Below are 23,932 nucleotides of genomic sequence, written 5' to 3' on the forward strand. Positions count from 1 at the left end.
AAATTCAATCCGCGTTACAAAATGTTACGAATCGTTACCGTGGCGAGAAGAAAAAAGCTCCCTGACCCTTATCTTGTGCAGTGCATCAAGAAGAGATGCAAAGGAGCAAGAGATATGACACTGATTTCAAGAAATGGCGTCGGCAGTCTTGGCGTCATCGGTGAGGCCGTATTGTTTGCGGTCGCGTTCGTAGCCCCCTTGGCCGCTTTCTCGTCCATCCTGGGCAGCTAGACCACCTTTCACAAACAGCGGCGCCCTGTTCCTGGTTCTCCCCTCCCAAGAGACCTCCCCCCAATCCCAGGAACAGGGTCAGGTCGCCCCCGGAATCTTCCTCCCCCCGGGGGCGGCCCCGCCGCCCTCCAGAACACCTCCCAATTCCACCAGCAGCGGCGTGGCCGCCGCATAGAACAAACCCACGGTCAGATAGAAGGCCACCCCGGCTGCCGATCCGGCGCCGAGGACGATTCCCGAGAAATACGCAAATGGCGCCCCGGTGGCGCCCAGGACGGCAGCCAGCACGCGTCTGCCGCGCAGCCACGCCAGGCCGTCGATACTCATCAGCGAAAACGCGCCCCACAAGGCCAGTATCCAGGCCGGCGCAAGGACCGAATCAGGCCAGCCGGGCGCATAGCTGACCCAGCCCGCCCGCACGACGACGGTCTCCATGACCAGGCCCATTGCGAGTCCGCTTGCCAGCACCAGCAGCTCCCTTCGCCGGTTCCGCGAAAAAAGCACCTGCATTCCGGCAAAGGCCAGCAGCGCCAGCGGCCCGAGCCAGACGTTGCCGGCCGCGGCGCCCAGCACGGTGCACAGCCAAACGGCCTTGAACCCGGCCACGCCTCTGACCACGGTCACGAGGCGGCGCCATTCGGGAAGGCGCAGCGTCATGCGCCGTGTTCCATGACGTCGTACCCGCAGTGGTCGAACCCCAGGGCCCGGTAGGCCGCGATCGCGCGGCTGTTGTCGCGCTCCACGTACAGGCGCACCCGGCACTCCGCCTCGCCGGCTTCTCCGAGGACGTGTTCGCAGAGCGCTCGGAACACGCCGCTGCCCCGGTGTTCCGGCGCCGTATACACGCTTTGCAGCCACCAGATCATGCAGTTCCGCCAATCGCTCCATTCGGTCGTGAGCATCAGCTGTCCCAGCCGTTCCCCGGTGGAGGAAACGGCCATGAAGTAGCGCCCCAGCGCAGGGTCGGAGAACATCCGGCGCACGCCGGCCTCGACCGTCTGCGGATCGAGGCGCAAGCCCTCGGATTCCTCGGCCAGCGCGATGTTGAACCGGACGATCGTCGGAGTGTCCGCGGGGTGGGCCGGCCGGATGATGGTCCCGCTCATCGCGCCGCGCCGTCCGCAAGCCGCCAGGAGTTTCCGTCGCGCATGGCACGGTCTTCCCGTTCAAGCTTCAGAAGGTGGGCCTCGAGAGACAAGGCCGCCACCGGATGCAGGCGGTCGGGCACGTCGTCGTACACCCGGGGAAGGATAGCCTCAAGCGCAGCGGGACCCAACGCAGCCATTGCCGAGACCACCTTTTCCTCGCGCCTTTCGCGATGCGCCATCAGGCCCCTGATTTCCCGACCGGGACGATCGATCCAGTGGCCATGGCCGGGTGCAATGGCGCGGATGGGCAGGTCGAGCAGACGGCCGAGCGAGGCCATGTAGGCGCTCATGTCGCCGTCGGGAGGCGCAATGACCACGGTCGAGCCCTGCATGATGTGATCACCGGTGAACAATACGCCCAGCGGCGCGTGCCACCAGCAGAAGTGGTTGGATGCATGGCCGGGCGTGTGTACGGCCCGAAGAACAAATCCGGCGAAATCGAATTCCTGACCGTCTTTCGGCTCCGCTTCGGGACGAAAGCTCGAATCCTGACGGTCGCCCGGCGGCGGCGGCGGACCAATCAGCGACGCGCCGGTGAGCTTGGCCAGGAGCGTGGCGCCCGGCGAATGGTCAGGGTGGGTATGCGTGACCAGAATCCAGCGCACCGCTCCCGGGGCCTGGTCCACGATGTTCTCGACGTGCCGGGGTGAGGCGGGTCCCGGATCCAGCACCGCAATCTCTTTTTCCCCGAGTACCCAGGTGTTGGTGCCGGGTCCGGTCATGGTTCCGGCATTGAACGCGGTCAGGCGGCGGATCGAGGGCGCAAGGTCCACCAGTTCCCCGGGCTTGATGGCATCGGCCGGCATCAGGGCGCCGGGTAATCCTTCATCCTGAACGGCCCCAGCACTTCGCCGGTCGGCAGACAGGACATCAGTTCTCCATCAATTCGCCGCACCTCGGGCCGGGTGACGGGCACCGGCTTGCGAGCCATCGAGGCAGCCCATTTCTTCGCCCTGGACACGCTTCCCATCTCGCTCAGGATTCGCAGGCAATGCCGGGTCGGATGAGCCAATGGAATTTTCCGCTCCAGCGCCTGACCCGGCTCAAACCAGCGAGCTTGCAGTATCTCCCTGCCGTCCGCGTGCACTCGAATACCGGGCGATGATTCCGCCAGGAAAAACCGCGTCGAGAAGCGCCTCGGCGCGGCGCTTGGGGTTATCCAATGCGACACGTAGTGCAAGCGCCTGACCGGGAGTCTCCAGTTCCGGCGGCGGCAGAGTTCCGCAAACCTGATCCTGCCCTCCAGAAGCGCTCGACGGTCCGCAAGCGTGCCGCGAGGACCTTGCCCGCAGCCGTTCACCGCGGCAAGCACGCCCGTCTCCTCAAAAGTTTCGCGAATGGCCGCCACCCAGTAGTCCAGACCATTTCGGGGAAGGCCAAGCATACGACTGGCACGACTGTCGTCGAGGCCCAGGCAGCGGCGGTGCAGTTGCACATCCCCGTCCTGCTCGTCGAGCACGCCGCCGGGGAACACCCACGCCCCGCCGAAAGCAGCGCGAGTGATTCGGCGGAGCAGCAGAACCTCCAGGCCGGCGCGAGACTGCCGAAGCAGCATCAGCGTGGCGGAAGGCAAGGCCCGGGGAAAATGCCAGGGCATTCCCCGGGTCGGCCCGGACATGGCTTAGCCCCTCAAGCCCGATTCGTTCACGGACGCACCATCGGAAGAGGCCGCGGGCGCATCCAGCAAGCCCAGGGCATTCGCGCGCCGGACCCGGTGACGCCGCGCCAGTTCGCGCATATCCACCGCCGAGTCGGTCTCATCGACGATTTCCAGACCGAGCAGCGTTTCAATAACGTCTTCCATGGTCACGATTCCCGCCATGCCTCCGAATTCGTCCAGCACCACGGCCAGGTGCTCCTGGCGCTTTCGCAGTTCTTCGAACAGGTCGGTAATGGCGAACGACTCGTCCACCGCGACAATTTCGCGACGCAAGGCGGCCATGGGCTGGTGTCCTCGCCCCTCCACCATTGCGGCGAACAGGTCGTCTTTCATCACGTAGCCGGTGATGTGGTCCTTGGATTCGTCGTGCACGGGAATCCGGGAAAAGGAATGGCTTCTGGCCTTCGTGTAGTAGTCGGCGATGGGCTCGTTTTGCGATGCCACGGTAACGACCGTGCGCGGAGTCATCACGTCCCGCGACTGAATCGCCTGAAAGCGGATCAGGTGGCCGATCATTTCGCTTTCCCCGGCTTCGAGCACGCCCTCCTGCGTGCCCAGTTCCGCCATCGCGAGAAAGTCGGTCCGCGTCAGTATCGGCTGGGTCGTGTCGCGCCTCAAACCCCGGGTGATGTACTGGCTCAACCACACGAACGGAGCCAGCACCGTCGTCAACAGGCGCAGCGAGTGCACGGTGAAAGCCACGAGCCGCTGCCAGTACAGCGCGCCGATCGTCTTGGGCACGATCTCCGAGAGGATCAGTATCGCGATCGTCATGATCGCAGGCACCGCAACCCTCGTTATCCACGGATTCGCCTGCTCCCAGATTACCGCTGCCTGTGCGCCCACACCGATGGCGCCGACCGTGTGGGCAATGGTGTTCAGCGTCAGTATCGCCGCCAGGGGACGGTCGATATTGGCCTTGAAATCTTCAAGATACCGCCCGACGCGCGTACCCTGCTGAGACTGCAGGCGCGCATGACTCGGCGTAACGCTGAGCAGCACCGCCTCCCACAACGAGCAGAAGAAGGAAAAAGTCAGCGCCAGCAGAAAAAACGCAATGATCAGGGAATACATGAGCGGATATTGTGACACCAATGCCTGGTTACGGTAGCATCACGCCTCCTTGCGCAAATTGAGGGTAACCGGATGCGATTTGACGATCGGTCGGTAGTCATTACGGGCGCGGCCGGCGGGCTGGGACAGGCCTACGCGGTGGAGTTCGCCCGCCTGGGCGCACGCCTGATGCTGTGCGATCTGAAGGACTGCGACGAAAGCGAGGCGCTGGCGCGCGAACAGGGCGCGGAGGTCCTGACCGCGAAAGTGGACGTGACCTCGCTTTCCGATCTGGAGGCCATGGCCGCCCGCACCGCCGAGGCCTACGGCCGGATCGACGTGCTGGTGAACAACGCCGGCTGGTGGGGCAACCTGGAACTCACGCGATTCGACGAAGTGGAGGAAGAGCTGTGGGACGCGACGATGGCGGTGAACGTGAAGGGCGTGTGGCTGGCCAGTCGGGCGGCGGCCCAACACATGAGATCCGGGGATGGTGGATCCATCATCAACATCGCCTCGCTGGCCGCGACCTACGGAATGGCCAACGTCATTCACTACACCACTTCGAAGGCCGCGGTGATTGGCCTGACGCGCGGCCTGGCGCGGGAAATGGGACGCTACAACGTGCGCGTCAATGCAGTCGCGCCCAATATCGTTTCAACCCAGGCGTCCGCGGAATTCTTCGGCGACAAGTATGACAAGGCCATCGGCGCAACGACCTCGCAGCAGGCGATCCGACGGCCGCTGGACAGTTCGGACGTGGTCGGCGCCGTTTTGTGGCTGGCCAGCGACTTAAGCCGCATGACAACCGGCCAGACCCTGATGGTGGACGGCGGCGTAACCTTCCTCTAGCCGCCGACAGAAAATCAGAAGGGCTGCGGTTCGCCGTTGTAGCGGATGAACGTGCCGGAATCCTCCGGCGTCAGGTTCTCGATCACGTCGATCATGCCGGCAATGCTCTCGGGCGGCTCGAGAAAACCCTTGAGTCCCATCCGATCGACCATCTCGGCCACTTTTTCCACCTTGACGGTGCCGGGCGACAGCAACGCGACGGTTACGCCCTTGCGTTTCGAGTCGGCGGCGACCCCCACCATCATCATGTTCAGCGCGGCCTTGCTCGAGCGATACCAGTAGATTCCGCCTTTTCCGCCGGAATCGCCCTCAAAGGAACCGGCCAGCGAACTGACGGCAACGATCTTCTTCTGGTCGCTGGCCTCCACGTTGTCCATGAAAGCCTCGCTGACCTTGAGCGCGCCCAGCGCATTGGTGCGGAAGAAGTGGACCGCCATGTCATAGTCCAGCGTCCCCAGCGTCTGGGGCCGCGGCTTGGTGAAATCGCCCGTTATGCCGGCGTTATTGATGAGCACGTCGATCGGCATGCCGGCCAGCTTCTCCGCCAGCGCGTCGATGCTGGAGTGGTCGGTCACGTCCAGCTTTTCCGCGCGAACGGCGGGGTACTGCTCCTCGAGCGCCGCCAGGGTATCGGGGGTCGTGTCGCGGCGGTGGGTGGCGATGACGGTCCATCCCCGATCCGCGTACTGCTTGGCGAATTCCAGTCCAATACCGCGGTTGGAACCGGTAACGAGCACTGTCTGCGCCTGTACGGCGGACATCAGTACAAAAGAGGCCAGCAGGCCCGCGGCGATTGTGGCGTTGCGCATGGATAGTTCCCGCAGTACATCAGAGCGCGCATTGTATCCCTCGGGAAAGCGACCGATGCGCTCCGAAACGCATCGGCGCGCGCATACAATTCCGGCGGATGAGCAATCAGCCCGTCATGTTGATCGGGGCCGGCATCGGCGGCCTTACCTGCGCGCTCGCCCTGCAGCGCGCCGGCATTGCCGTGAGGGTGTACGAGCAGGCGCCGGAACTGGGCGAGGTGGGGGCCGGACTTACGCTCAGCCCGAACGGTTCGAAAGCGCTGATGGGCCTGGGTCTGGAGAGCGAGCTGGCGGAGCTGGCCGACCCGCCCTCATACCAGGCCGTGCATCACTATCAGACGGGTCAGGTGCTGGTTCGCCGCGAACGCGGTGACCTGACGACCCGGCAGTACGGCGCACCCTATTACCAGATCCACAGGGCCGACCTGCACGACATGCTGGGTGACGCCGTGCGGGCGAACGATCCCGAGTGCATTGTCCTCGGCCACGAATTCCAGCGCTATACCCAGGACGAGAACGGGGTCACCGCCTGGTTCGCCAACGGCAACAGCGCCTCCGGACGGGTCCTGGTGGGCTGCGACGGCGTGAAGTCGCCGGTGCGTTCGCAGATGCGCGGGCAGGAATCGCCGAATTTCACCGGTTACGTCGCCTGGCGCGGCCTGGCCCCCGCCGCCAAGGTGCCGGCCGATGCGGTGGATCCACCCTCCGGCACATACATCGGACCGGGCCACCTCTTCGTGCGCTACCTGATCCGCGGAGGCGAGACGGTCAACTACGTCGCATTCGTGGAAAGGGACGACTGGCAGGTGGAGAGCTGGTCGCAACGATCGACCGTGAAGGAAGTGCTGGAGGAGTTTTCGGAATTTCACGGCCTGGTGCAGTCGATCATCGGAGCCACACCGCCGGAACTCTGCTACAAGTGGGGCCTGTTTTCGCGGCGTCCCCTGAAGTCCTGGAGCTCAGGGCGTGTTTCACTGCTTGGAGACGCCGCCCATCCCACCCTGCCCTTCATGGGGATGGGCGCAGTCATGGCGATCGAGGACGGGGTCGTGCTGGCGCGGTGCATGGCGGATTCCGGCAGTGTTTCCGAAGCGTTCCGACGCTACGAGGCCGCCCGCGTGGAGCGCACCACGCTGGTGATGCTGGAGTCCGGGGAAATCATTCACCGGTTCTTTGCCCCGGACACGGAACGCTTCGCCGAACGCAATAACCGGAACGAGGAATCGCTGGGCCTTTTCCGCTACGACGCGTGGCAGGTTCCGGTATAAACTAATTGCTCTGTAATCCAGGAGCACAATCATGTTCATCAACTTCTGGTATCCGGCGGTCGAGTCGGAGAAACTCAAGGACAAGCCGCTCAAGCAACGCATGCTGGGTCAGGACTTCGTGCTGTGGCGCGACGAGGAAGGTCAGGCCCATTGCCTCAGCAACACCTGCTGCCACCGCGGCGGTTCGCTTGGCGACGGCGTGGTGGAAGACAGTTGCGTGCAATGTCCGTACCACGGCTGGCGATTCAACGGGGACGGGCAGTGCGTGCGCGTGCCGTCCATCGGCATGAAGGCCAAGCCGCCCGGGCGGGCGCGGGTGGACTCCTACCCGGTCATGGAACGCTACGGCCTGGTTTTCTGTTTCCTCGGCGACCTCGACGAATCGGAACGGCCGCCGCTGCTCGAGATCAAGGAGTGGGGCCAGGAAGGCTGGTCGTCCACCATCCAGTCATTCGAATGGAACTTCAACTACAAGCGATCAATCGAAAACGGCATCGACCCGGCCCACAACGAGTTCGTGCACCCCACCCATGGCATGAAGGGCATGGACGAGAACTACAAGGTCCACGAGCTGGACATGCGCGAAACCGACTGGGGCACGGGGTTCTTCAACGAGGTCTTCGCGCCGCCCCTGGCCGAAAAGAAAATGCGCGAGGCTTCCGGGGAGACCAAGAACCGCATCATAAGAGCGGGCACCGGCCACCACGGACCGGCCTCCGTGTGGACCTTCATCAATCCCACTCCGGTCATGCACATTTACCAGTACCTGTACGAAGCGCCGGTCGACGAGGACAACACGCGGCTGTTCCTGATCAACATGCGCAACTTCATGCTGGAAGACATCTACGACGAAACCATGATGGAGCGGAACCAGTACGTGGCAACACAGGACCGGGACGTGCTGTATGAACTCCACCCGAAGATCACGCCGCGGGTGAATACCAAGGAACTTTTCACTCCCTCGGACTACCCCATCGGGCGCTACCGGGAATGGCTGAAGGAATGGGAAGCCCGCGGCTGGCGCATCGATCTGGACAAGGTTCGCGAGCAGGAACGCCATACGGCGTTCGCAATACCAAGCCCGGAACGGCGCAGGAAGAAAGGCTGGGTGATCGATCCCATCCCGCTGATGCCGGCCACGCCGGCGCGGGCCGTGGAGACCGACCAGGCCGCCTGACCCATGTTCATCAACTTCTGGTATCCCGCGGTCGAGTCCGGGAAGCTGGAAGGAGCGCCGCTGAAGAGGCGGATGCTCGGCCAGGACTTCGTGCTGTGGCGCGACGACGACGGACAGGCCCACTGCCTCAGCAATACCTGCTGCCACCGGGGCGGCTCGCTCGCCGAAGGCCTGGTGGCCGACAGTTGCGTGCAATGTCCGTACCACGGCTGGCGCTTCAATGGCGAGGGGCAATGCGTGCGCGTGCCGTCCATCGGCATGAAGGCCAAGCCGCCCGGACGTGCGCGGGTGGACTCGTATCCGGTCATGGAACGCTACGGCCTGGTCTTCTGTTTCCTGGGGGACCTCGACGAATCCGAACGGCCGCCGCTCCTTGAAATCCCCGAGTGGGGCCAGGAAGGCTGGCAGCCCACGCTTCAGTACTTCGAATGGGAAGTCGAATACAGGCGCGCCGTGGAAAACGGCATCGACCCGGCGCACAACGAATTCGTCCACGACACCCACGGCATGAAGGGAGAGGACGAGAACTACAAGGTCAGCGATCTGGACATTCGGGAAACGGACTGGGGCACGGGTTTCTACAACGAGGTGTACGCGCCGCCGCTGCCGGAGAAGCGGATGCGCGAATCCTCAAGAGTGACCGGGAACAGCACCATCACCGTAGGCACGGGCCATCACGGGCCCGCTTCCGTGTGGACGCATATCAATCCCTCGCCGGTCATGAAGATCTATCAGTACCTGTACCGCGTGCCCATCGACGAGGTTCTTACGGGCTTGTACATGGTCACGATGCGCAACTTCATGCAGGACGAAGCGCACGACGAAACCATCATGAAGCGCAATGAGTACGTCGCGTTCCAGGATCGGGACATCCTTCTTCTCCTGCATCCGAAGTTGGCGCCGCGAACCAGCGCCAAAGACATGCTCATGCCGTCGGACTACGCGGTAGGCCGCTACCGCCAATGGCTCGCGGAATGGGAAGCGCGCGGCTGGCTCATCGACACGGAAAAGGTCCGCAAGGCCGACCGGCATACCGCTTTCGCCATCCCCAGCCCCGGCCGCCGCGTGAAAAAGGGCTGGGTGGTCGACCCCATCCCGCTGGTGCCCGCGACATCCGCGGACGCAGCAAAGAGCGACCAGGCCGCGTAGCCTGGGGGCGAGGGCGTCTCGCCCTCGTTCGTGACAGCTATTTCGAGGGCGGGACGCCCTCGCTCCCGGGCTACGCGGATTCGTGCCCGGCGCGCAGTTCGTCCAGGTATTCCCGGGTCAGGGTCCAGCGCAACAGGATGATGCCGGCAATCAGGTTGCAGACCGACGGAACCAGGGCAATGGAGATACGGATTCCGGTGAGCGCACCCGGATCCTGCTGAATCGCTTCGGCGTCAACGGTGGACTGGTAACCCAGCATCCCGAGAATTACGCCGATGACCACGGGGGCCCCCATGAACGCGAACTTCTCCACCATGTTGTATGCGCCGGCGAACACGCCCTCGCGCCGCAGGCCGGTCTTCAGGTAATCGTATTCCTGCACGTCGGGCAGCAGCGACATGCCCAGCAGCAACTTGCCCATACCGAAGAACGAAAGAATCAGGGCCCTCACGAACAGCAGCCATACGGGTTCGTCCGTGGGGACGAACCACCACCAGAGCGCTCCCACCATGAAGCCGAACGTAGCAAGCATCAGGGCGCGGTGTTTGCCCACCTTGCGCGAGAACGGCACCCAGAACAGCGGAGCCGCCAATAGCGGCATGATCAGGTTGCCGCCGAGCGCGTACCAGAGCATGACGTCCTGGGAATGCCCCAGGATGTCCACGATAAAGAACAGGACGCTCCCCGCCGCCACGCCGGTGGCCAGCAGGGTCAGCAGCTTGAAGGCCGCCAGTTTCAGGAAGTGCACGTTGGACGCGGCCGTGCGGATCTGCCCCCATGGGCTCTCCCGGGGCTGTACGTGCTCGGTTGCGCGCGCACCGGCCGTTCCGAAGAAACAGGCAATCATCGCCACCAGCGCCAGGACGCCGAACAGCCAGCCCACCAGTTCGTAGCCTTCGTTGCCGCCTCCGAACTGCGCAGCCAGCGCAGGCCCGACTCCGATCACGGTGAAGGTTCCTATCATGATGGCCACGGCGCGAAATGACATGATGGCCGTACGTTCATCGTAGTTGGTGGACATTTCCGCCGGCATCGCGATATGCGGAACGTTGAACAGCGTATAGCCGGTGTTGAACACGATCAGTCCCGCCAGCACATAAGCCGCCTTCTCGAAATCCGCCCACTCGGCGGGGGTGCTGAACAGCATCACGAATGCCCCGCCGCACACGAAGGCGCCCACCAGCAGCCAGGGCCGGCGGCGACCGAAGCGGCTCCTGGTCCGGTCGCTGATGATGCCCATCGGCAGGTCGGTCACGAAATCGTACGCCTTGGCGATCATCAGGAGCGTCCCGGCCGTAAGGACCGCGACCCCGGCAACCCGCGTCAGGTAAAAGAGGAGGATCGTGGCGTAGGTATTGAAGAGCAGCGCCACGCCCAGGGCGCCGATGCCCCAGCCCGCGCGCAGCGAAAGCGGAACGGTGCCCTCGACCCGGGTCAATCGGCCAAGCCTGGTTTGCATTATTTGGGCGCCTCGAGTCAGAGCGTAGCGCGGCAGGATAGCACGGGGCGCCGATTGTCGTGTCACGCGACGCCGGGAGGGTGTATCCTCGCCAACCTGTTCCCATCAACGAAGGAGAGCGGCAGCAATGGCCGAATACGAGTACCGCAAGTTTTTCATCGGCGGCGAGTGGGTCGATCCGGCCGAGCCGCGGGAACTGGACGTGATCAATCCGGCCACCGAGAAACCCGCCGGGATTATTTCGCTGGGCGGCGCCGCGGACGTCGACCGGGCCGTGGCGGCGGCGCGCGAGGCTTTCGGCGGCTACTCGCGCACCGGCAGGCAGGAACGCCTTGACCTGATCGACGCGTTCATCGCCGCCTACAAGGCCCGCTACAACGACATGGCGGACGCGATCACGGCTGAGATGGGCGCGCCGAAACGCCTGTCCACCCGGGCGCAGGCCGCCATGGGTGTGGTCATCGCCAAGACCGTGCGGCGGTTGCTGGAGAACTTCGAGTTCGAGGAACAGCGCGGCGGCACCCTGATCCGGCGCGAGCCGATCGGCGTGTGCGGATTCATTACGCCCTGGAACTGGCCGATCAACCAGATCGGACTGAAGGTCCTGCCGGCGCTGGCGGCCGGCTGCACGATGGTGCTGAAGCCCAGCGAAATCGCACCGTTCAGCGGCATGGTATTCGCCGAAGTCATCGAAGCCGCGGGCGTGCCCGCCGGCGTCTTCAACCTGGTCAACGGCGACGGCCCCGGTGTCGGTCAGGCCATCGCCGGGCATCCCGGTATCGACATGGTCTCGTTCACCGGTTCCACCCGGGGAGGGATCGCGGTGGCCGCCACCGCCGCCGGAACGGTCAAGCGGGTCAGCCAGGAACTGGGCGGCAAGTCGCCCAACCTCATCCTGGACGAGGCCTCGCTGGAACAGGGCGTGATCAACGGCATGCGCAACGTCTGCATGAACACCGGACAGTCGTGCAATGCGCCGACGCGTTTACTGGTCCCGGCCGAGCTGCACGACAAGGCCGTGGAAATCTCGGTGGCCTCCGCCGCCCGGGCGCGAATCGGCGACCCCGGGTCGGAGAACACGACGATGGGGCCCCTGGTCAGCGAGGCGCAGTTCGAAAAGGTGCAGGGACTCATCCGCAGGGGCATCGAGGAAGGCGCCACGCTGGCGACCGGCGGTCCGGGCAGGCCCGATGGCCTCGAAAAGGGCTATTTCGTCAAGCCGACGGTGTTCGGCAACGTGAGCAACGACATGACGATCGCGCGCAAGGAGATTTTCGGGCCGGTTTTGTGCGTTATTCCCTACGACAACCTGGACGAGGCGATTGCGATCGCCAACGACACTGAATACGGGCTGGCCGCTTACGTGTGGGGGGACGACCTCGAACAGGCCAGGGGCGTCGCCGCGCAACTGCGCGCCGGCCAGGTCTGTCTCAACGGCCAGTCGGGCGACGCCAGCGCGCCGTTCGGAGGCTACAAGCAGTCCGGCAACGGCCGCGAGTCCGGCCCCGAAGGCCTGGAGGAATTCCTCGAAACCAAAGCCGTCCTCGGCTACTCCGAAGCCGCCTGAATTCGTCCAGACGATTTCCTTTACCGTCCCTTGCCCTTCCGGGAGTGTGTGAGCCAGGGATGGCGGAACCAAGCTCCATGGATGGATGCTTGCACTGACGGGTCAAGCTGCAAGCAGTCATGCGTCTCCAGGAAGGGCAAGGGACGGTAAAGGAAATCTCGCCACTAATCGGGCAGGGAGCGGGCGACGCGCAGGCCGAAGAAGGTGTAGTGGATGTCCTCCGGGTCGCGGCCCCGGAAGGTGAGGCGCTGGCGGTCCGGGCGCGTAATCCAGCTGCCGCCGCGCACGCTTCGCCGTTCGCACTGACCCGGCGGAACTTCAAGGGCCGAGCCGTCGGTCGGCAACTCCGCCGTATAGGGCTCGACGTAGCAGTCCTCCACCCACTCCCAGACGTTGCCGGCGACGTCGTACAGGCCAAAAGCGTTCGGCTTGAACATGCCGACTGGAGCAAGCGTTGGGAATCCGTCGTCGCATTCGGCCGCCCGCCAGCCGAAATCGTGTACGGGATCCGCGCTTGAGTCATACACATTGGCATAAGCGCAGGCCGCTTCGGTGTCCTCGCCCCATGTGAAGTCGCCCACGGCGCCCGCCCTTGCCGCGTATTCCCACTCCGCTTCGGTGGGCAGGCGGTACGGCTGGCCGCTCTTCTCCGCAAGCCAATCCACGTAGGCGCGCGCATCCAGCCAACTGACGCAGGTCACGGGATGATCCGGCCGGGATTCCTGTCCCAGCATCAGGTCGGTCCAGTTCGACTCCGGATGGTTCTCCCACTCGCCGTCGAATTTGCCGCGACAGCCTTTCTCGACCTGGTATCCGGTCGCGGAGACGAAGGCTTCGAACTGGGCATTCGTTACTTCGTACCTGCCCAGCGCAAAATCGCGTTCCACGCGCACCTCGCGCGGCGGTCCCTCCGGACGGCCCTCCTCGCCGCCGGGCGCTCCCATCACGAAACCGCCGCCCGGCACCACGATCATCTCCGGACATCCGTCGCAATCGCGAAAAGGCGCCTCCGGAACGCCGTCCGCAGCAATCGCCCCGGCCGCCAGGCCGAACACAGCGAACAAAAGGCGCAAAGCGCTATTCCGTCAGGGAGCGGGCGACGCGGAAGCCGAAGAAACTGTAGCGCACCTCTTCGGGATCGCGACCGCGAAACGTGGTGCGCTGCCAGTCGGGGTTGGTGAGCCAGCTGCCGCCGCGAACGCTGCGGTTGTCGCACTGGCCCGGCGGGAGTGTATAGGCCGAGCCGTCCGTGGGCGTGTCCTCCGGATACAGCACTTCATAACAGTCCTCTACCCATTCCCAGAGATTGCCGACCATGTCATGCAGACCGAATGGGTTCGGCTGGAAGCTGCCGACCGGCGCCAGGGTCGTATGGCCGTCGTCGCAGTCGATCCAGGGCCAGATGAAGCTATGAACGGCGTGCGCGCTCGTGTCATACATGTTGGCGTGATTGCAGCCCTGGTCGGGATCTTCGCCCCAGTAGTACCAGTCACCGGCGCCGGCGCGCGCCGCGTACTCCCACTCCGCTTCGCTGGGCAACCGATAGTCCTGCCCGCTGATTTCCGACAACCATTCGAGATAGGCGCGGGCATCCAGCCAGCTCACGCAGGCCACCGGATGCTCGGGGTCGGACTCCTGCCCCAGCCGCAAATTGGTCCAATGCGCTTCGGGGTCGTCCTTCCACTCGTTGTCGATGTTGCCGCGGCAACCTATCGACATCTCGTAGCCGGTCGCCTCCACGAACTCGCGGTATTGCCGGTTGGTGATTTCGAACTTGCCCAGTGCGAACGGCCGGGGAATGGTCACTTCGTGCGGCGGGCCCATCGGGCGCTCGCTCACGGCTTCCTCGCTTCCCATGACAAAGCTGCCGCCCGGGACCACGACCATGTCCGGACATTGCTCGCAATCGCGGAATGATTCGGGTTGCGCATCCTGGGCGGCCGCGGGCGACGCTGCGAACGTGAGGCCGATCAGCACGGCCATTGCTGTCGTATATCGATTCATGCCGCGCATTCTAGCGCGCCCGCCTCACTACTCGATCCGCCTTTCCGCTACCCCTTCGTGCCGGGAGTGTCGGCGACAGGAGTCGCCGCCAAGCTCCATGGATGGATTTATGCGTCTCCCGGCACGAAGGGGTAGCGGAAAGGCGCCCCCAAGGGTCAGTCGAGGGAGCGAGCGACGCGGAAGCCGAAGATCGAGTAGCGCAGGTCCTCGGGATCGCGGCCGCGGAACGCAAGCCGCTGGCGGCTGATCCGCGAAGTCCAGCTGCCGCCGCGAACGCTGCGCCGATCGCACTGGCCGGGCGGCGGGCCGTATGCGCTTCCGTCCGTGGGAATGTCGGCCGGATACGGCGCCACGTAGCAGTCCTCCACCCATTCCCAGAGATTGCCGGCCACGTCGTGCAGGCCGAACCCGTTCGGTTGCAGGCGTCCGACTGGAGCCAGCATCGGAAAACCGTCATCGCAAAGCGCGGGCTGCCAACTGTAGCCGTGCATGGCTTGCGCGCTCGAGTCGTACACATTGGCCTGGCCGCAGGCCTCGTCCGGCTCCGACCCCCAGGGAAAATCGCCGCTCGCGCCGCCGCGCGCGGCATATTCCCACTCCGCCTCGCTGGGCAGCCGGTACGACTGGCCGCTCGTCTCCGCCAGCCACGCGACATAGGCGCGTGCGTCCAGCCAGTTGACGCAGGCCACCGGGTGATCCGGTTCCCATGCCTGGCCGGTCTTGAGATCGGTCCAGACGGCTTCTTGATGCAGCAGCCACTCGTCGCCGACCCGCACCGCGCAGGGCGGTTCGGTTTCGTAGCCGGTGTCGGCCACGAACGCGGCGAATTCCCGGTTGGTGACTTCAAACCGTCCGATCGCGAAGGCTCTTGGGATGCTGACCTGGTGAGGCGGACCGTCCGGGCGTCCTTCCTCGCCGCCCTCCGCACCCATGACGAAGTCCCCCGGCGGCACTTCGACCATCACGGGACAGACGTCGCATTCCTGAAAAATCCTCGGCGCTTCGGACTCCGCGGCCTGCGCCGAAAGACCGGCCAGCGCCGCCAGCAGGACCGGCGCCGCGGCTAAAACTGCCATACCAGCAAGGCCAGGACCGTGTTCTCGTCGGTCTCCCCGTCGCCGAGCTTGTTCATCCAGTATTGATATTCGATTCCCATCCATAATCGTTCAGTCACCCTCCAGCGTAGTTGAGGCTGCGCAAGCAGCCAGCCGTCGACATTGTCGCCGAACCGGTTCCTGCGGCCGCCAATGTATTCGATATGGCCTTCCAGACTGAAATTCTGCCCGCCCAGAGTGAAAGGACGCGCGAAACTCAGGTCCACCATGAACGAATCGCTTTCCTTCGGCGCTCCGCCCGATGCGACGCCCCTGCTGTCGTCTATGTACCCGGTGATATCCAGGTTGGCGAAAGCGAATCCGTGCAGGTCCAGCGACAAACGGATTCCCGGAAGGTACTTGACGACGTTGGCGTCATCGGCCCAGTTGATTCCGAGGACCAGCCCGATGTCCGCGACCGGCCCTGCGCCGATTTTCCTGCCGGCAATCTTCGACAGGCTGAAATTGGAGTACCACTCGCCGTACAAGTCGAAATCCTGGAAGCCGGACTCCCGCGAATCCAGCATGTCCATGAAGACGAAGTTGTCGCCGTATTTCCAGCCGTGCGCGTGCTGGCCGGTGGTGATCAGGTGTTTCGCCCTGCCGCCGCCGGCGAACGAGGGAACGTCGAGCTGCCCGTACTGCAGGTGCAGTTCGGTATCGCTCCATTCGAACCCCTGACTTGAAGGAGCGCATGCAACCAGCAGCGCAATTGCCGTTGCGCTCGCAGGCGCCCGCATGGCTATCCGCCCTGGGAGCCGCTCCGCAGCAAGTGAATCCCGGTGGCGCCCGCCAGCAACGGCACGCCGGCGTCGACGACGATCCATACCAGCGAAACCGTGTCGTCTCCTATGGCAGTGAAGGCGGGGTTCATCAGATTGAACCAGTTCCAGAAGAACATGATTCCCACGAACAGGAATCCGTAGAACAGCGTGTTGGCCACCAGGAACTCACGAGTGACCGAATCGCCCCCCACGCCCGTCTTGCGCAGGTAGCTGAACACCGCGCCCAATACAATGGCCAGCGCGGTCAACGGGTTCACTATGGTCCAGAATGGGCTGTAGGGCTGGCCGGGTCCCGATGCGTGGTACAAGGGCTCGACGACCGTATGGACGGCCACCAGCACGGCAACCGCAAAGAGATACAAGCCGCAGATTTTCTTCAACATGTGCGAAAGCCCCCTTATTCCCGGGAAGAAATCCCGCTCCGCGCTTCGAGCATAGCACGCGGCCGGCCATGAACAGGACGATCCCCACGGGCGCGCTGGCCGGACTGTTGTGGGCCGCGGCGTTCTGTTTCTACCCGGAGTGGACGCTGGTCCGCTGGTTCATCGGCATGGCGGGACTGACCCTGCTCCTTTCGCTGTGGTCGGGCGAGCGGGCCGCCGGCAGTCCGAGGGCGGCCGCGGCCGGAAGCTTTGCCTTCGGCCTGTGCGCCTTCTCGGCCGCCTGCTACTGGATCTATCACAGCGTGCGCATCGTCAGCGGGGGGCCGGTGGCGCTGGCCGTCGCGCTGGTCGTCCTGCTGGCGGCCGTGATGGGCTGCTGGTACGCGCTGGGCGGCTACTGGGCGGCGCGCATGCAACCGAAAAAGTCCTGGGTGGCGCTGCTTGTCGTGCTGCCCTGCGTCCTGGTACTGACCGAATGGCTCAGGGGCTGGGTTTTTACCGGATTCCCCTGGCTGAGCGCCGGATACCTCACCGCCCCCGTGTTTGCCGGCCGGATTCCGTCAATGCCGGCGTCCCTGGGCGGCATGTACCTGGTGGGACTGACGACGGCGTTGCTGGCCGGCGCATGCCTGCTTGTCTGGCGCAGCGCTCCCGGCCTCATGCTCCGGGGATTGGGCCTGGTCCTGCTGCTTGGCGGCGCCGCGGGGCTGGGGCAGATTTCGCTTCCGGAAAGCGATGGCCCGTCGCGCGGCCAACTGCACGCAAGGCTCGTGCAGGGCGGCATTCCCCAGGAGCGGAAGTGGCTGGAAGAGGAGTTCCTGCCGACGCTTACCCGCTACGAACTGCTGAGCTTCGGGCAGCCGATGCCGAGCGCCACTCCGGAGCCCGCGCTGATCGTCTGGCCGGAGGTCGCGGTCCCCCAGACGCAGGATTTCGTCCGCGATTATCTCGACGAAATGGACCGCCTGTTGCGCGCCCGACGGATCGCCCTGGCGCTTGGAATTCTCACCGAAACCGACGCCGGCCGATTCAATTCGCTGATCGTGCTGGGCAACGGCCAGGGGACCTATCACAAGCACCACCTGGTGCCCTTCGGGGAGTTCTTCCCCGTGCCCGATGCGATAAGGGACTGGCTGCTGAGCATGAACCTTCCCGCCAGCGACCTCGTTCCCGGGCCGGCCGGACAGGCGCCGCTCACGGCCGGTGAGGCAGTCTGCGGCGTGAGCATCTGCTACGAGGCGGCGTTCGGTTCGGAGCAGCGAAGATGGACGCCGGCGGCGGAAGTTCTCATCAACGTCAGCAATGACGGCTGGTTCGGCGACACCGTAGCGCTGGAGCAGCATCTGGACATGGCGCGCGTGCGCGCGATGGAAACCGGCCGCTACCTGCTGCGCGTGACCGGCACCGGCATTACCGCGGCGGTGGACCCCCGCGGCCGAATCATCGACCGGCTGCCCAAGTACGAACCCGGTTTCCTGGACGTGAAGGTGGCGCGGCTGGAGGGCGCTACGCCCTACGTGCGTTACGGAGAATGGCCCGTGGTCGTCCTGTGCATCTTGCTCGGAATCGCGCTTCCGGCAGCAGTTAGAATCCGCAGGGCCGGCCGGGCTTGACACCTCTGGAGGAGCGGAAATGAGTGTGAGAAGAAGACAGGTCCTCAAGGGAGCGCTCTCTCTGTCGGCCCTTTCTCTTTCCTACCCGTTCCTGAAGCCCGCGGCAGGATTCGCCGCCGAAAAGACCACGGCCGTCGTGATCGGAGGCGGCCTGTCGGGACTCAACTGCGCGCTGCTGCTTTCGGATTTCGGCATCGACGTGATCCTGCTGGAAGGGTCGGACCGCATCGGCGGACGGGCCCATACGGCCGACGGCGTGGAGACGCGCCCGGAATACGGGGCCAGCGAGGTGGGCCGTTCGTATGCGCGGGCCATCGACCTGTGCTCCCGGCTGGACGTCGAGCTTCTCCCGGACATCCGCAGCCTGCTGCCCATGTCCAATTACGTGGAGGGAACCTGGGTGAAGTCCGGGGAGTGGGCCGATTCGCCGGTCAACAGAATGGCCGACTACGAGCGCGAACTGCCGCCGCTCATGGTGGGCATGGGCCTGTTGTCGAGGTTGAATCCACTGCAAAACCTCGACGACTGGCTATCTCCGGAATTCGCCGCCTACGACATCTCGATGCGCGAACTGTTCCTGAACAACGGCGTCTCGGAGGCGGCCCTGCGGCTGGCGGCAGTCCCCATGGACCTGCGCATGACCTCCAGCCTCGGCATGATGCAGGAGCGAACGCGGACCCTGTTCGACGCGAATTTCGGCAGGACGCAGACCCAGGCCGCGGACACGCCGTTCGGGCTGGCGGCCACGCGCGAGGAAGGAGAGGAAACCTTCCCGGTGCGGACGATCGCGGGCGGCACGTCGAGACTGCCGGAAGCGATGGCCGCCGCGCTGGGCGACCGGGTCCGGCTGGGCAAGGTGGTCGCGGGAATCGACATGTCCGGGTCGGACGCTGAAATCCGCTGCCTGGACGGCAGCCGCTACCGGGCCGATTTCGTGGTTTCCGCCATGCCGTTCACGACCTTGCGCAATATTTCGATTTCGCCGGGATTTTCGGGTCGCCAGGCCGAGGCGGTGCTGACGCTGGGCTACCGCGGCACAACGCGCGCCTGGGGGGTCATAGAGGAACCGTACTGGGAAGACGACGGGCTGGAACCGTCGTTCTTCACCGACGAAACCATTCAGACGGTGGTGGTGCTGGACAAGCTGCCCGGAGAGGACACGCACCGGTGTTCGGTGATTTTCACCGGCCCGTCCGCGGCGCGGATCGACCAGATGCCCGACGACCAGGCCCTCGCCCTGATCGAATCGGAAATCGCCCGGATCCGTCCTTCGACGAAGGGCAAGATGCGCTTCGTGGACCTGTACGGCTGGCGCAAGAACCCCCTGATTCAGGGGTGCCGCCACCTGTTCGGTCCGGGCCAGATTTCCAGGTTCGCCATAGAAATGATCGTGCCGCACCACCGCCTGCACTTCGCGGGAGAACACACCCGGCGAATGGACTTCGGGATGGAGGCGGCGCTGGAAAGCGGCGAGCGGGCCGCATTCGAAATCCTTCAGCGCGCATGAAGATTCCGGGAAATACGAGGCTTATCGCGGCAGGCGCGCTGTGCGCGGTCCTGCTCAGCGGAACCGCCACCCTGTCGCTTGCCGACCAGGATGCCCCGCCGGGACAGGACGCCGCGGCCGACGCAACTCCCGACCCCCGAATGCTGGCGCAGGGGAAACGGCTTTACATTCTCTGCCAGGCCTGCCACGCGACGGAGGCCGATCCGGGCGACAAGATCGGGCCGCACCTTGCCGGCATCGTCAATCGGCCGGTGGCAAGCGCGGAGGGTACCGTCTATTCCGACGCATTGCGGTCTCAGGATTTTGTCTGGAGCGAGGAAAACCTGGACCTGTGGCTGCAGCGGCCGGCGGAAATGGTTCCCGGCACGAGCATGAGCTTTGTGGGTCTTCCCGGAGAAGAACTCCGCCGGGCCCTGATCGCCTACCTGAACACGCTCTAGAAAGAGAATCCGGGAAGGAGGCCGTCCCCGCCTCCCGAGGGCGGGACGGCGCGAGGGACATGCTCTCGCTCCCAGGCTAGGTGCTGCTGACGCGGAGCCGTTTTACTCGCCGCCGGTCGGCCGAAACGACCTCGAACCGCCATCCTCCGGCTTCCACGGAGTCGCCACGCCTGGGCAATCGGCCCAGGCGATGAATGACCAGCCCGCCCACCGTGTCGAATTCGCCGGTATCCAGCTCTGAACCAATTTCCTCGTCGAAGTCCTCGATGCGCATCTTGGCGCTGACCAGGATCCTGCCGTCGTCCTGCCGCACCAGTTCCGGCGCCTGCTCGGGATCATGCTCGTCGCCGATTTCGCCCACGATCTGCTCCAGGACGTCTTCAATCGTCAACAGCCCGGCGGTGCCACCGTACTCGTCCACGACCACGGCGAGATGATTGCGGCCGCGGAGAAATTCGTCGAGCAGGGCGTCGAGACGCTTGGTTTCGGGAATCAGCGTGACGGGCCTTAGCAATGGCCTGATCTCCAGCTTGTCGTCCGGCGAATCCGTGAGGGCCCGCAGCACGTCCTTGGCCAGCAGACTTCCGACGACCTCGTCGCGGTTCTCACCGATGACCGGGAAACGCGAGTGGCCGGAACTGATGATCGTGGACAGGAGCTTCTCGCGGCTGTCGTCCAGGCGCAGGACCACCATACTGGAGCGCTGCACCATCACTTCGTGGACTTCGCGCCGGGAGACCTCCAGCACGCCTTCAATCATCGCCTTCTCGCCCGGCGTGATCTCTTTCACGCCTGCCAGATCGGCCAGCAGTTCCAGCAAGCCGTCGCGGGTGAGCCGCCCGCGTCCCGCAAGCCGCCCCAGGAATTCCCGGGCGCCGCTCACTCGCGCTCCTCCGCCCACGGATCCGGCCATCCGGCCTGCGTCAGCAGTTCCGATTCGAGCGACTCCATCGCACGGGCCTGCTTCGGATCGTGGTGGTCAAGCCCCGCCAGGTGCAGCGATCCGTGCACAACGAGGTGGGCCAGGTGCGCGGCCGGCGTGGAGCCGCGACCGCCGGATTCCGAGCGCACAAGCGGCATGCAGATCACGATGTCGCCGATTTCTCCCAGTTCGCGGTCCGACGGAAAGGCCAGCACGTTGGTGGGCCGGTCGACGCCGCGCCACCTCCGGTTCAGTTCGCGGCTCTCGGCTTCCTCGACCAGCCGAACGGTCACCGCGCCCTCGCGCGTGAAGCGCGTCAGGCTGCTCCGCACCAGCTCCCGTATCCCCGCGCCGGACAACTCCGCTTCCGGAACAAGGTCCGAGGCGTCCTGGATCGCAACCTGAATCACGACTTTTCCGTGGCGCCGTAGGCCTCGAGTATCTTCTTCACCAGGGCGTGACGGACCACGTCGCGCGACGTGAAATAGACGGTCGCGATACCGGGGACGGACTTGAGTATCCTGAGCGCGTGGCGCATGCCGCTCTCGCGATCGGAGGGAAGATCCACCTGCGTGATGTCTCCGGTGACAACCGCGCGCGAGTCGGCGCCGAACCGGGTCAGGAACATCTTCATTTGCTCGGGCGTGGTGTTCTGGCCTTCATCCAGTATGACGAAGCTGCTGTTGAGCGATCGGCCGCGCATATAGGCCAGCGGCGCCACTTCGATCACGCCGCGTTCCAGCCAGCGGGCCACCCGTTCCGGCCCCAGCATCGCGTAGAGCGCGTCGTAAACCGGCCGCAGGTAGGGATCGACCTTGCTGGCCAGGTCGCCGGGCAGGAAGCCCAGCCGCTCGCCGGCCTCCACGGCCGGTCGCACCAGAACGATGCGCTGCACGTGTCCGGCGCTATGCGCTTCGAGTGCGCAAGCCACCGCCAGCCAGGTCTTGCCGGTCCCGGCGGGCCCGATACCGAAAGTCAGATCGCGCGAACGAATCTCCTTCACGTAGCGGCGCTGATTGGCGCCGCGGGGACGCACGCGGATCCGGGGCGTGACCACCACCGGCTGCGCGTCTTCGCCGCCGTCCCGGCCGCCGGACGAATCTCCTTCCGCGCCGCTGCCGTTGGCCGCCGGATCGCGGCCGGCGCCTTCGGCGCATTCCGCCAGGCAAGCCTGGATGCGGGCCGCGTCCAGCGATTCCTCCGCGGCCATGCGATACAGCTCGGTCAGCGCCAGGGCGCCGGCGCTGATGGCTTCCTTCGAGCCGCGCACGCGGAACCGGTTGCCCCGGCTTGATATCCGCACGTCCAGGCCCTGTTCGATCTGGCGCAGGTGCCTGTCGAATTCCCCGCACAGGTTCGCCAGCGCGCCATTGTCCGCGGGTCGGAGGACGACCTCCCTGGTGTGGGCCTGGCTATTCAGGGCGCGTGTAAGCCTCAGGCCGCAAGGGATTCCGGCAGCAGCCGGCCGCGCAGTGAATTCGGCAATGCTTCGGTAATCGCAACGTCAACAAATCGCCCGATCAGCGAGGGCGGTCCGTCAAAGTTTACCCAGCGATTGTTGCCTGTGCGACCCGCCAGCAGTCCTTCGCCGCGGCGGGCCGGACGCTCGACGAGAATCCGCTGTGAAGTGTTGACCATTTGCGCGGAAATCCGGCGCGCCCGGCCGGTGATCAATGCCTGCAGCCGCTGAAGCCGCCCGAGCTTGACGTCGTGCGGCACCTGTTCTTCCATGCGTTCGGCGGGCGTGCCCGGGCGTGGGCTGTACATGAAGCTGAAGGACTGGTCGAACCCGACGTCCTCGACCAGCGCCAGCGTTTCCGCGAATTCCGCATCGGTCTCGCCGGGGAAGCCCACGATGAAATCGGAAGCCACGCTGATGCCGGGCCGGGCGCGCCGCAGGCGGGCGATCTTGTTCCGATACTCGTCCGCCGTATAGCCGCGCTTCATGCGGGCCAGCACGCTGTCCGAGCCGCTCTGCACCGGCAGGTGCAGGTAGGAAGGCAGCTTGTCGAAGCGGGCGTAGGCGTCGATCAGCCTGCCGTCGAATTCCATGGGGTGGGAGGTCGTGAAGCGGATCCTGCCGATGCCCTTCAGTTTCGACACGTAACGGATCAGCCCGGCGAGGTCCTCGAGTCCGCCCGACGGCGCGACTCCGCGATAGCCGTTGACGTTCTGGCCCAGCAGGTTGATTTCGCGCACGCCCTGGCGCTCCAGCTGGATCGCCTCGGCCAGTACGTCGGCCACCGGCCTGGAGATCTCCTCGCCGCGCGTGTACGGCACCACGCAAAACGAGCAGTACTTGCTGCAGCCCTCCATGATCGACAAATGGGCCACGGGCGACGCGGTCTTCGGCGCCGGCAACTCTTCGAATTTTTCCTCGGCAGGGAAAGCGATATCCACGACCGGCCCGGAAGCGGCGGCCGACTGCCGAAGCAGGCCGGGAAGCCGGTGCAGCGTTTGCGGGCCGAAGATGATGTCCACGTAGGGCGCGCGCTTGCCTATGGCCTCGCCTTCCTGGCTTGCGACGCAGCCGCCCACGCCGATCTTCATTTCGGGCCGCTTGCGTTTGAGGGCCTTGTAGCGGCCAAGCTCGGAGAACAGTTTTTCCTGGGGCTTCTCGCGGACCGAGCAGGTGTTGATCAGCACGAGGTCGGCTTCCTCGGGTTTATCCGTGAGCGTGTAGCCGCGGCTCTCGCGCAGCACGTCCGCCATCCGCGCGGAGTCGTACTCGTTCATCTGGCACCCGAAGGTGCGTATGAAGAGTTTGCCGCTCATTGATCACGCCCTTTCATTGCTCCCTTCTTCCGGGAG

Annotated in this window: 24 protein-coding genes; 8 read left to right on the forward strand and 16 right to left on the reverse strand. The window is 64.9% G+C overall.

Annotated features, from left to right (window positions below; translation table 11 throughout):
• Positions 1-309 precede the first annotated feature (309 nt).
• The 5 genes from F4036_11270 to F4036_11290 are packed head-to-tail and all read right to left on the reverse strand — an operon-like array spanning position 310 to position 4,113.
• The gene (locus F4036_11270; protein ID MYK38319.1) at positions 310-888 is read right to left on the reverse strand and encodes a DUF2878 domain-containing protein; all 579 of its coding nucleotides are present in this window, start codon (positions 886-888) and stop codon (positions 310-312) included.
• Positions 885-1,337, reverse strand: coding sequence for a GNAT family N-acetyltransferase (locus F4036_11275; protein MYK38320.1), 453 nt, complete (start codon positions 1,335-1,337; stop codon positions 885-887). Before F4036_11275 ends, F4036_11270 begins: the two co-directional genes overlap by 4 nt.
• Positions 1,334-2,185 (reverse strand): MBL fold metallo-hydrolase, encoded by an 852-nt coding sequence (locus tag F4036_11280; protein ID MYK38321.1) that lies wholly within the window; start codon positions 2,183-2,185, stop codon positions 1,334-1,336. Before F4036_11280 ends, F4036_11275 begins: the two co-directional genes overlap by 4 nt.
• A complete protein-coding gene (locus F4036_11285) occupies positions 2,185-2,997 on the reverse strand; it encodes an NUDIX domain-containing protein (protein ID MYK38322.1) in 813 nt (270 codons plus the stop codon). Before F4036_11285 ends, F4036_11280 begins: the two co-directional genes overlap by 1 nt.
• Positions 2,998-3,000: 3 nt before the next feature.
• A complete protein-coding gene (locus F4036_11290) occupies positions 3,001-4,113 on the reverse strand; it encodes an HlyC/CorC family transporter (GenBank protein ID MYK38323.1) in 1,113 nt (370 codons plus the stop codon).
• 72 nt (positions 4,114-4,185) lie between these two features.
• Here F4036_11290 and F4036_11295 point away from each other — a divergent pair, with 72 nt between their 5' ends.
• Complete coding sequence (locus F4036_11295; protein MYK38324.1) at positions 4,186-4,944, forward strand: SDR family oxidoreductase; 759 nt, start codon at positions 4,186-4,188, stop codon at positions 4,942-4,944.
• A 14-nt stretch (positions 4,945-4,958) separates the two neighbouring features.
• On the opposite strand, the gene F4036_11300 is transcribed toward F4036_11295, so the two are convergent.
• Positions 4,959-5,753: an SDR family oxidoreductase gene (locus F4036_11300; protein MYK38325.1), complete on the reverse strand. Its 795-nt coding sequence runs from the start codon at positions 5,751-5,753 to the stop codon at positions 4,959-4,961.
• Between the two features lie 98 nt (positions 5,754-5,851).
• On the opposite strand from F4036_11300, the gene F4036_11305 reads away from it, so the two are divergent.
• Genes F4036_11305 through F4036_11315 form a run of 3 tightly spaced genes read left to right on the forward strand, consistent with a single transcriptional unit; the run spans position 5,852 to position 9,347 of the window.
• Entirely contained in the window at positions 5,852-7,021 is a 1,170-nt protein-coding gene (locus tag F4036_11305) for an NAD(P)-binding protein (GenBank protein MYK38326.1), read from the forward strand.
• A 31-nt stretch (positions 7,022-7,052) separates the two neighbouring features.
• Positions 7,053-8,198, forward strand: a complete 1,146-nt coding sequence (locus F4036_11310) for an aromatic ring-hydroxylating dioxygenase subunit alpha (protein MYK38327.1) — start codon at positions 7,053-7,055, stop codon at positions 8,196-8,198.
• A gap of 3 nt (positions 8,199-8,201) precedes the next feature.
• Entirely contained in the window at positions 8,202-9,347 is a 1,146-nt protein-coding gene (locus F4036_11315) for an aromatic ring-hydroxylating dioxygenase subunit alpha (protein ID MYK38328.1), read from the forward strand.
• A 70-nt stretch (positions 9,348-9,417) separates the two neighbouring features.
• Here the strand turns inward: F4036_11315 and F4036_11320 are convergent, their stop codons facing one another.
• The gene (locus F4036_11320) at positions 9,418-10,806 is read right to left on the reverse strand and encodes an MFS transporter (GenBank protein ID MYK38329.1); all 1,389 of its coding nucleotides are present in this window, start codon (positions 10,804-10,806) and stop codon (positions 9,418-9,420) included.
• Positions 10,807-10,933: 127 nt separating this feature from the next.
• Between F4036_11320 and F4036_11325 the strand changes: the two genes are divergently transcribed.
• Entirely contained in the window at positions 10,934-12,373 is a 1,440-nt protein-coding gene (locus tag F4036_11325) for an aldehyde dehydrogenase family protein (GenBank protein ID MYK38330.1), read from the forward strand.
• Between the two features lie 164 nt (positions 12,374-12,537).
• Here the strand turns inward: F4036_11325 and F4036_11330 are convergent, their stop codons facing one another.
• The 5 genes from F4036_11330 to F4036_11350 all read right to left on the reverse strand — a co-directional run bounded on the left by F4036_11330 (position 12,538) and on the right by F4036_11350 (position 16,513).
• Positions 12,538-13,446, reverse strand: a complete 909-nt coding sequence (locus F4036_11330) for a formylglycine-generating enzyme family protein (protein ID MYK38331.1) — start codon at positions 13,444-13,446, stop codon at positions 12,538-12,540.
• A gap of 4 nt (positions 13,447-13,450) precedes the next feature.
• Positions 13,451-14,386: a formylglycine-generating enzyme family protein gene (locus F4036_11335; GenBank protein MYK38332.1), complete on the reverse strand. Its 936-nt coding sequence runs from the start codon at positions 14,384-14,386 to the stop codon at positions 13,451-13,453.
• A gap of 146 nt (positions 14,387-14,532) precedes the next feature.
• Positions 14,533-15,537: a formylglycine-generating enzyme family protein gene (locus tag F4036_11340; GenBank protein ID MYK38333.1), complete on the reverse strand. Its 1,005-nt coding sequence runs from the start codon at positions 15,535-15,537 to the stop codon at positions 14,533-14,535.
• Positions 15,441-16,211, reverse strand: coding sequence for a nucleoside-binding protein (locus F4036_11345; protein MYK38334.1), 771 nt, complete (start codon positions 16,209-16,211; stop codon positions 15,441-15,443). The genes F4036_11340 and F4036_11345 overlap by 97 nt, the downstream gene beginning before the upstream one ends.
• Positions 16,212-16,213: 2 nt before the next feature.
• Positions 16,214-16,513 (reverse strand): hypothetical protein, encoded by a 300-nt coding sequence (locus F4036_11350; protein ID MYK38335.1) that lies wholly within the window; start codon positions 16,511-16,513, stop codon positions 16,214-16,216.
• An 11-nt stretch (positions 16,514-16,524) separates the two neighbouring features.
• On the opposite strand from F4036_11350, the gene lnt reads away from it, so the two are divergent.
• The 3 genes from lnt to F4036_11365 are packed head-to-tail and all read left to right on the forward strand — an operon-like array spanning position 16,525 to position 20,199.
• Positions 16,525-18,252: an apolipoprotein N-acyltransferase gene (gene lnt, locus F4036_11355; GenBank protein MYK38336.1), complete on the forward strand. Its 1,728-nt coding sequence runs from the start codon at positions 16,525-16,527 to the stop codon at positions 18,250-18,252.
• 19 nt (positions 18,253-18,271) lie between these two features.
• On the forward strand, positions 18,272-19,759 hold the full coding sequence (locus F4036_11360; GenBank protein MYK38337.1) for an FAD-dependent oxidoreductase: 1,488 nt from the start codon (positions 18,272-18,274) through the stop codon (positions 19,757-19,759).
• On the forward strand, positions 19,756-20,199 hold the full coding sequence (locus F4036_11365) for a c-type cytochrome (protein MYK38338.1): 444 nt from the start codon (positions 19,756-19,758) through the stop codon (positions 20,197-20,199). The genes F4036_11360 and F4036_11365 overlap by 4 nt, the downstream gene beginning before the upstream one ends.
• Positions 20,200-20,275: 76 nt before the next feature.
• On the opposite strand, the gene F4036_11370 is transcribed toward F4036_11365, so the two are convergent.
• From F4036_11370 to miaB, 4 genes are all read right to left on the reverse strand, one after another.
• Entirely contained in the window at positions 20,276-20,959 is a 684-nt protein-coding gene (locus F4036_11370) for a CBS domain-containing protein (GenBank protein ID MYK38339.1), read from the reverse strand.
• 119 nt (positions 20,960-21,078) lie between these two features.
• Positions 21,079-21,531 carry an rRNA maturation RNase YbeY gene (gene ybeY / locus F4036_11375; GenBank protein ID MYK38340.1) on the reverse strand — a complete coding sequence of 151 codons (453 nt, stop codon included), beginning with the start codon at positions 21,529-21,531 and terminating at the stop codon, positions 21,079-21,081.
• Positions 21,528-22,559 (reverse strand): PhoH family protein, encoded by a 1,032-nt coding sequence (locus tag F4036_11380; protein MYK38341.1) that lies wholly within the window; start codon positions 22,557-22,559, stop codon positions 21,528-21,530. Before F4036_11380 ends, ybeY begins: the two co-directional genes overlap by 4 nt.
• A complete protein-coding gene (miaB, locus tag F4036_11385; protein MYK38342.1) occupies positions 22,556-23,896 on the reverse strand; it encodes a tRNA (N6-isopentenyl adenosine(37)-C2)-methylthiotransferase MiaB in 1,341 nt (446 codons plus the stop codon). Before miaB ends, F4036_11380 begins: the two co-directional genes overlap by 4 nt.
• Between the last annotated feature and the right edge of the window lie 36 nt (positions 23,897-23,932).

This window comes from Gammaproteobacteria bacterium (genome assembly GCA_009845905.1).
GTDB lineage: Bacteria > Pseudomonadota > Gammaproteobacteria > Steroidobacterales > Foliamicaceae > Foliamicus.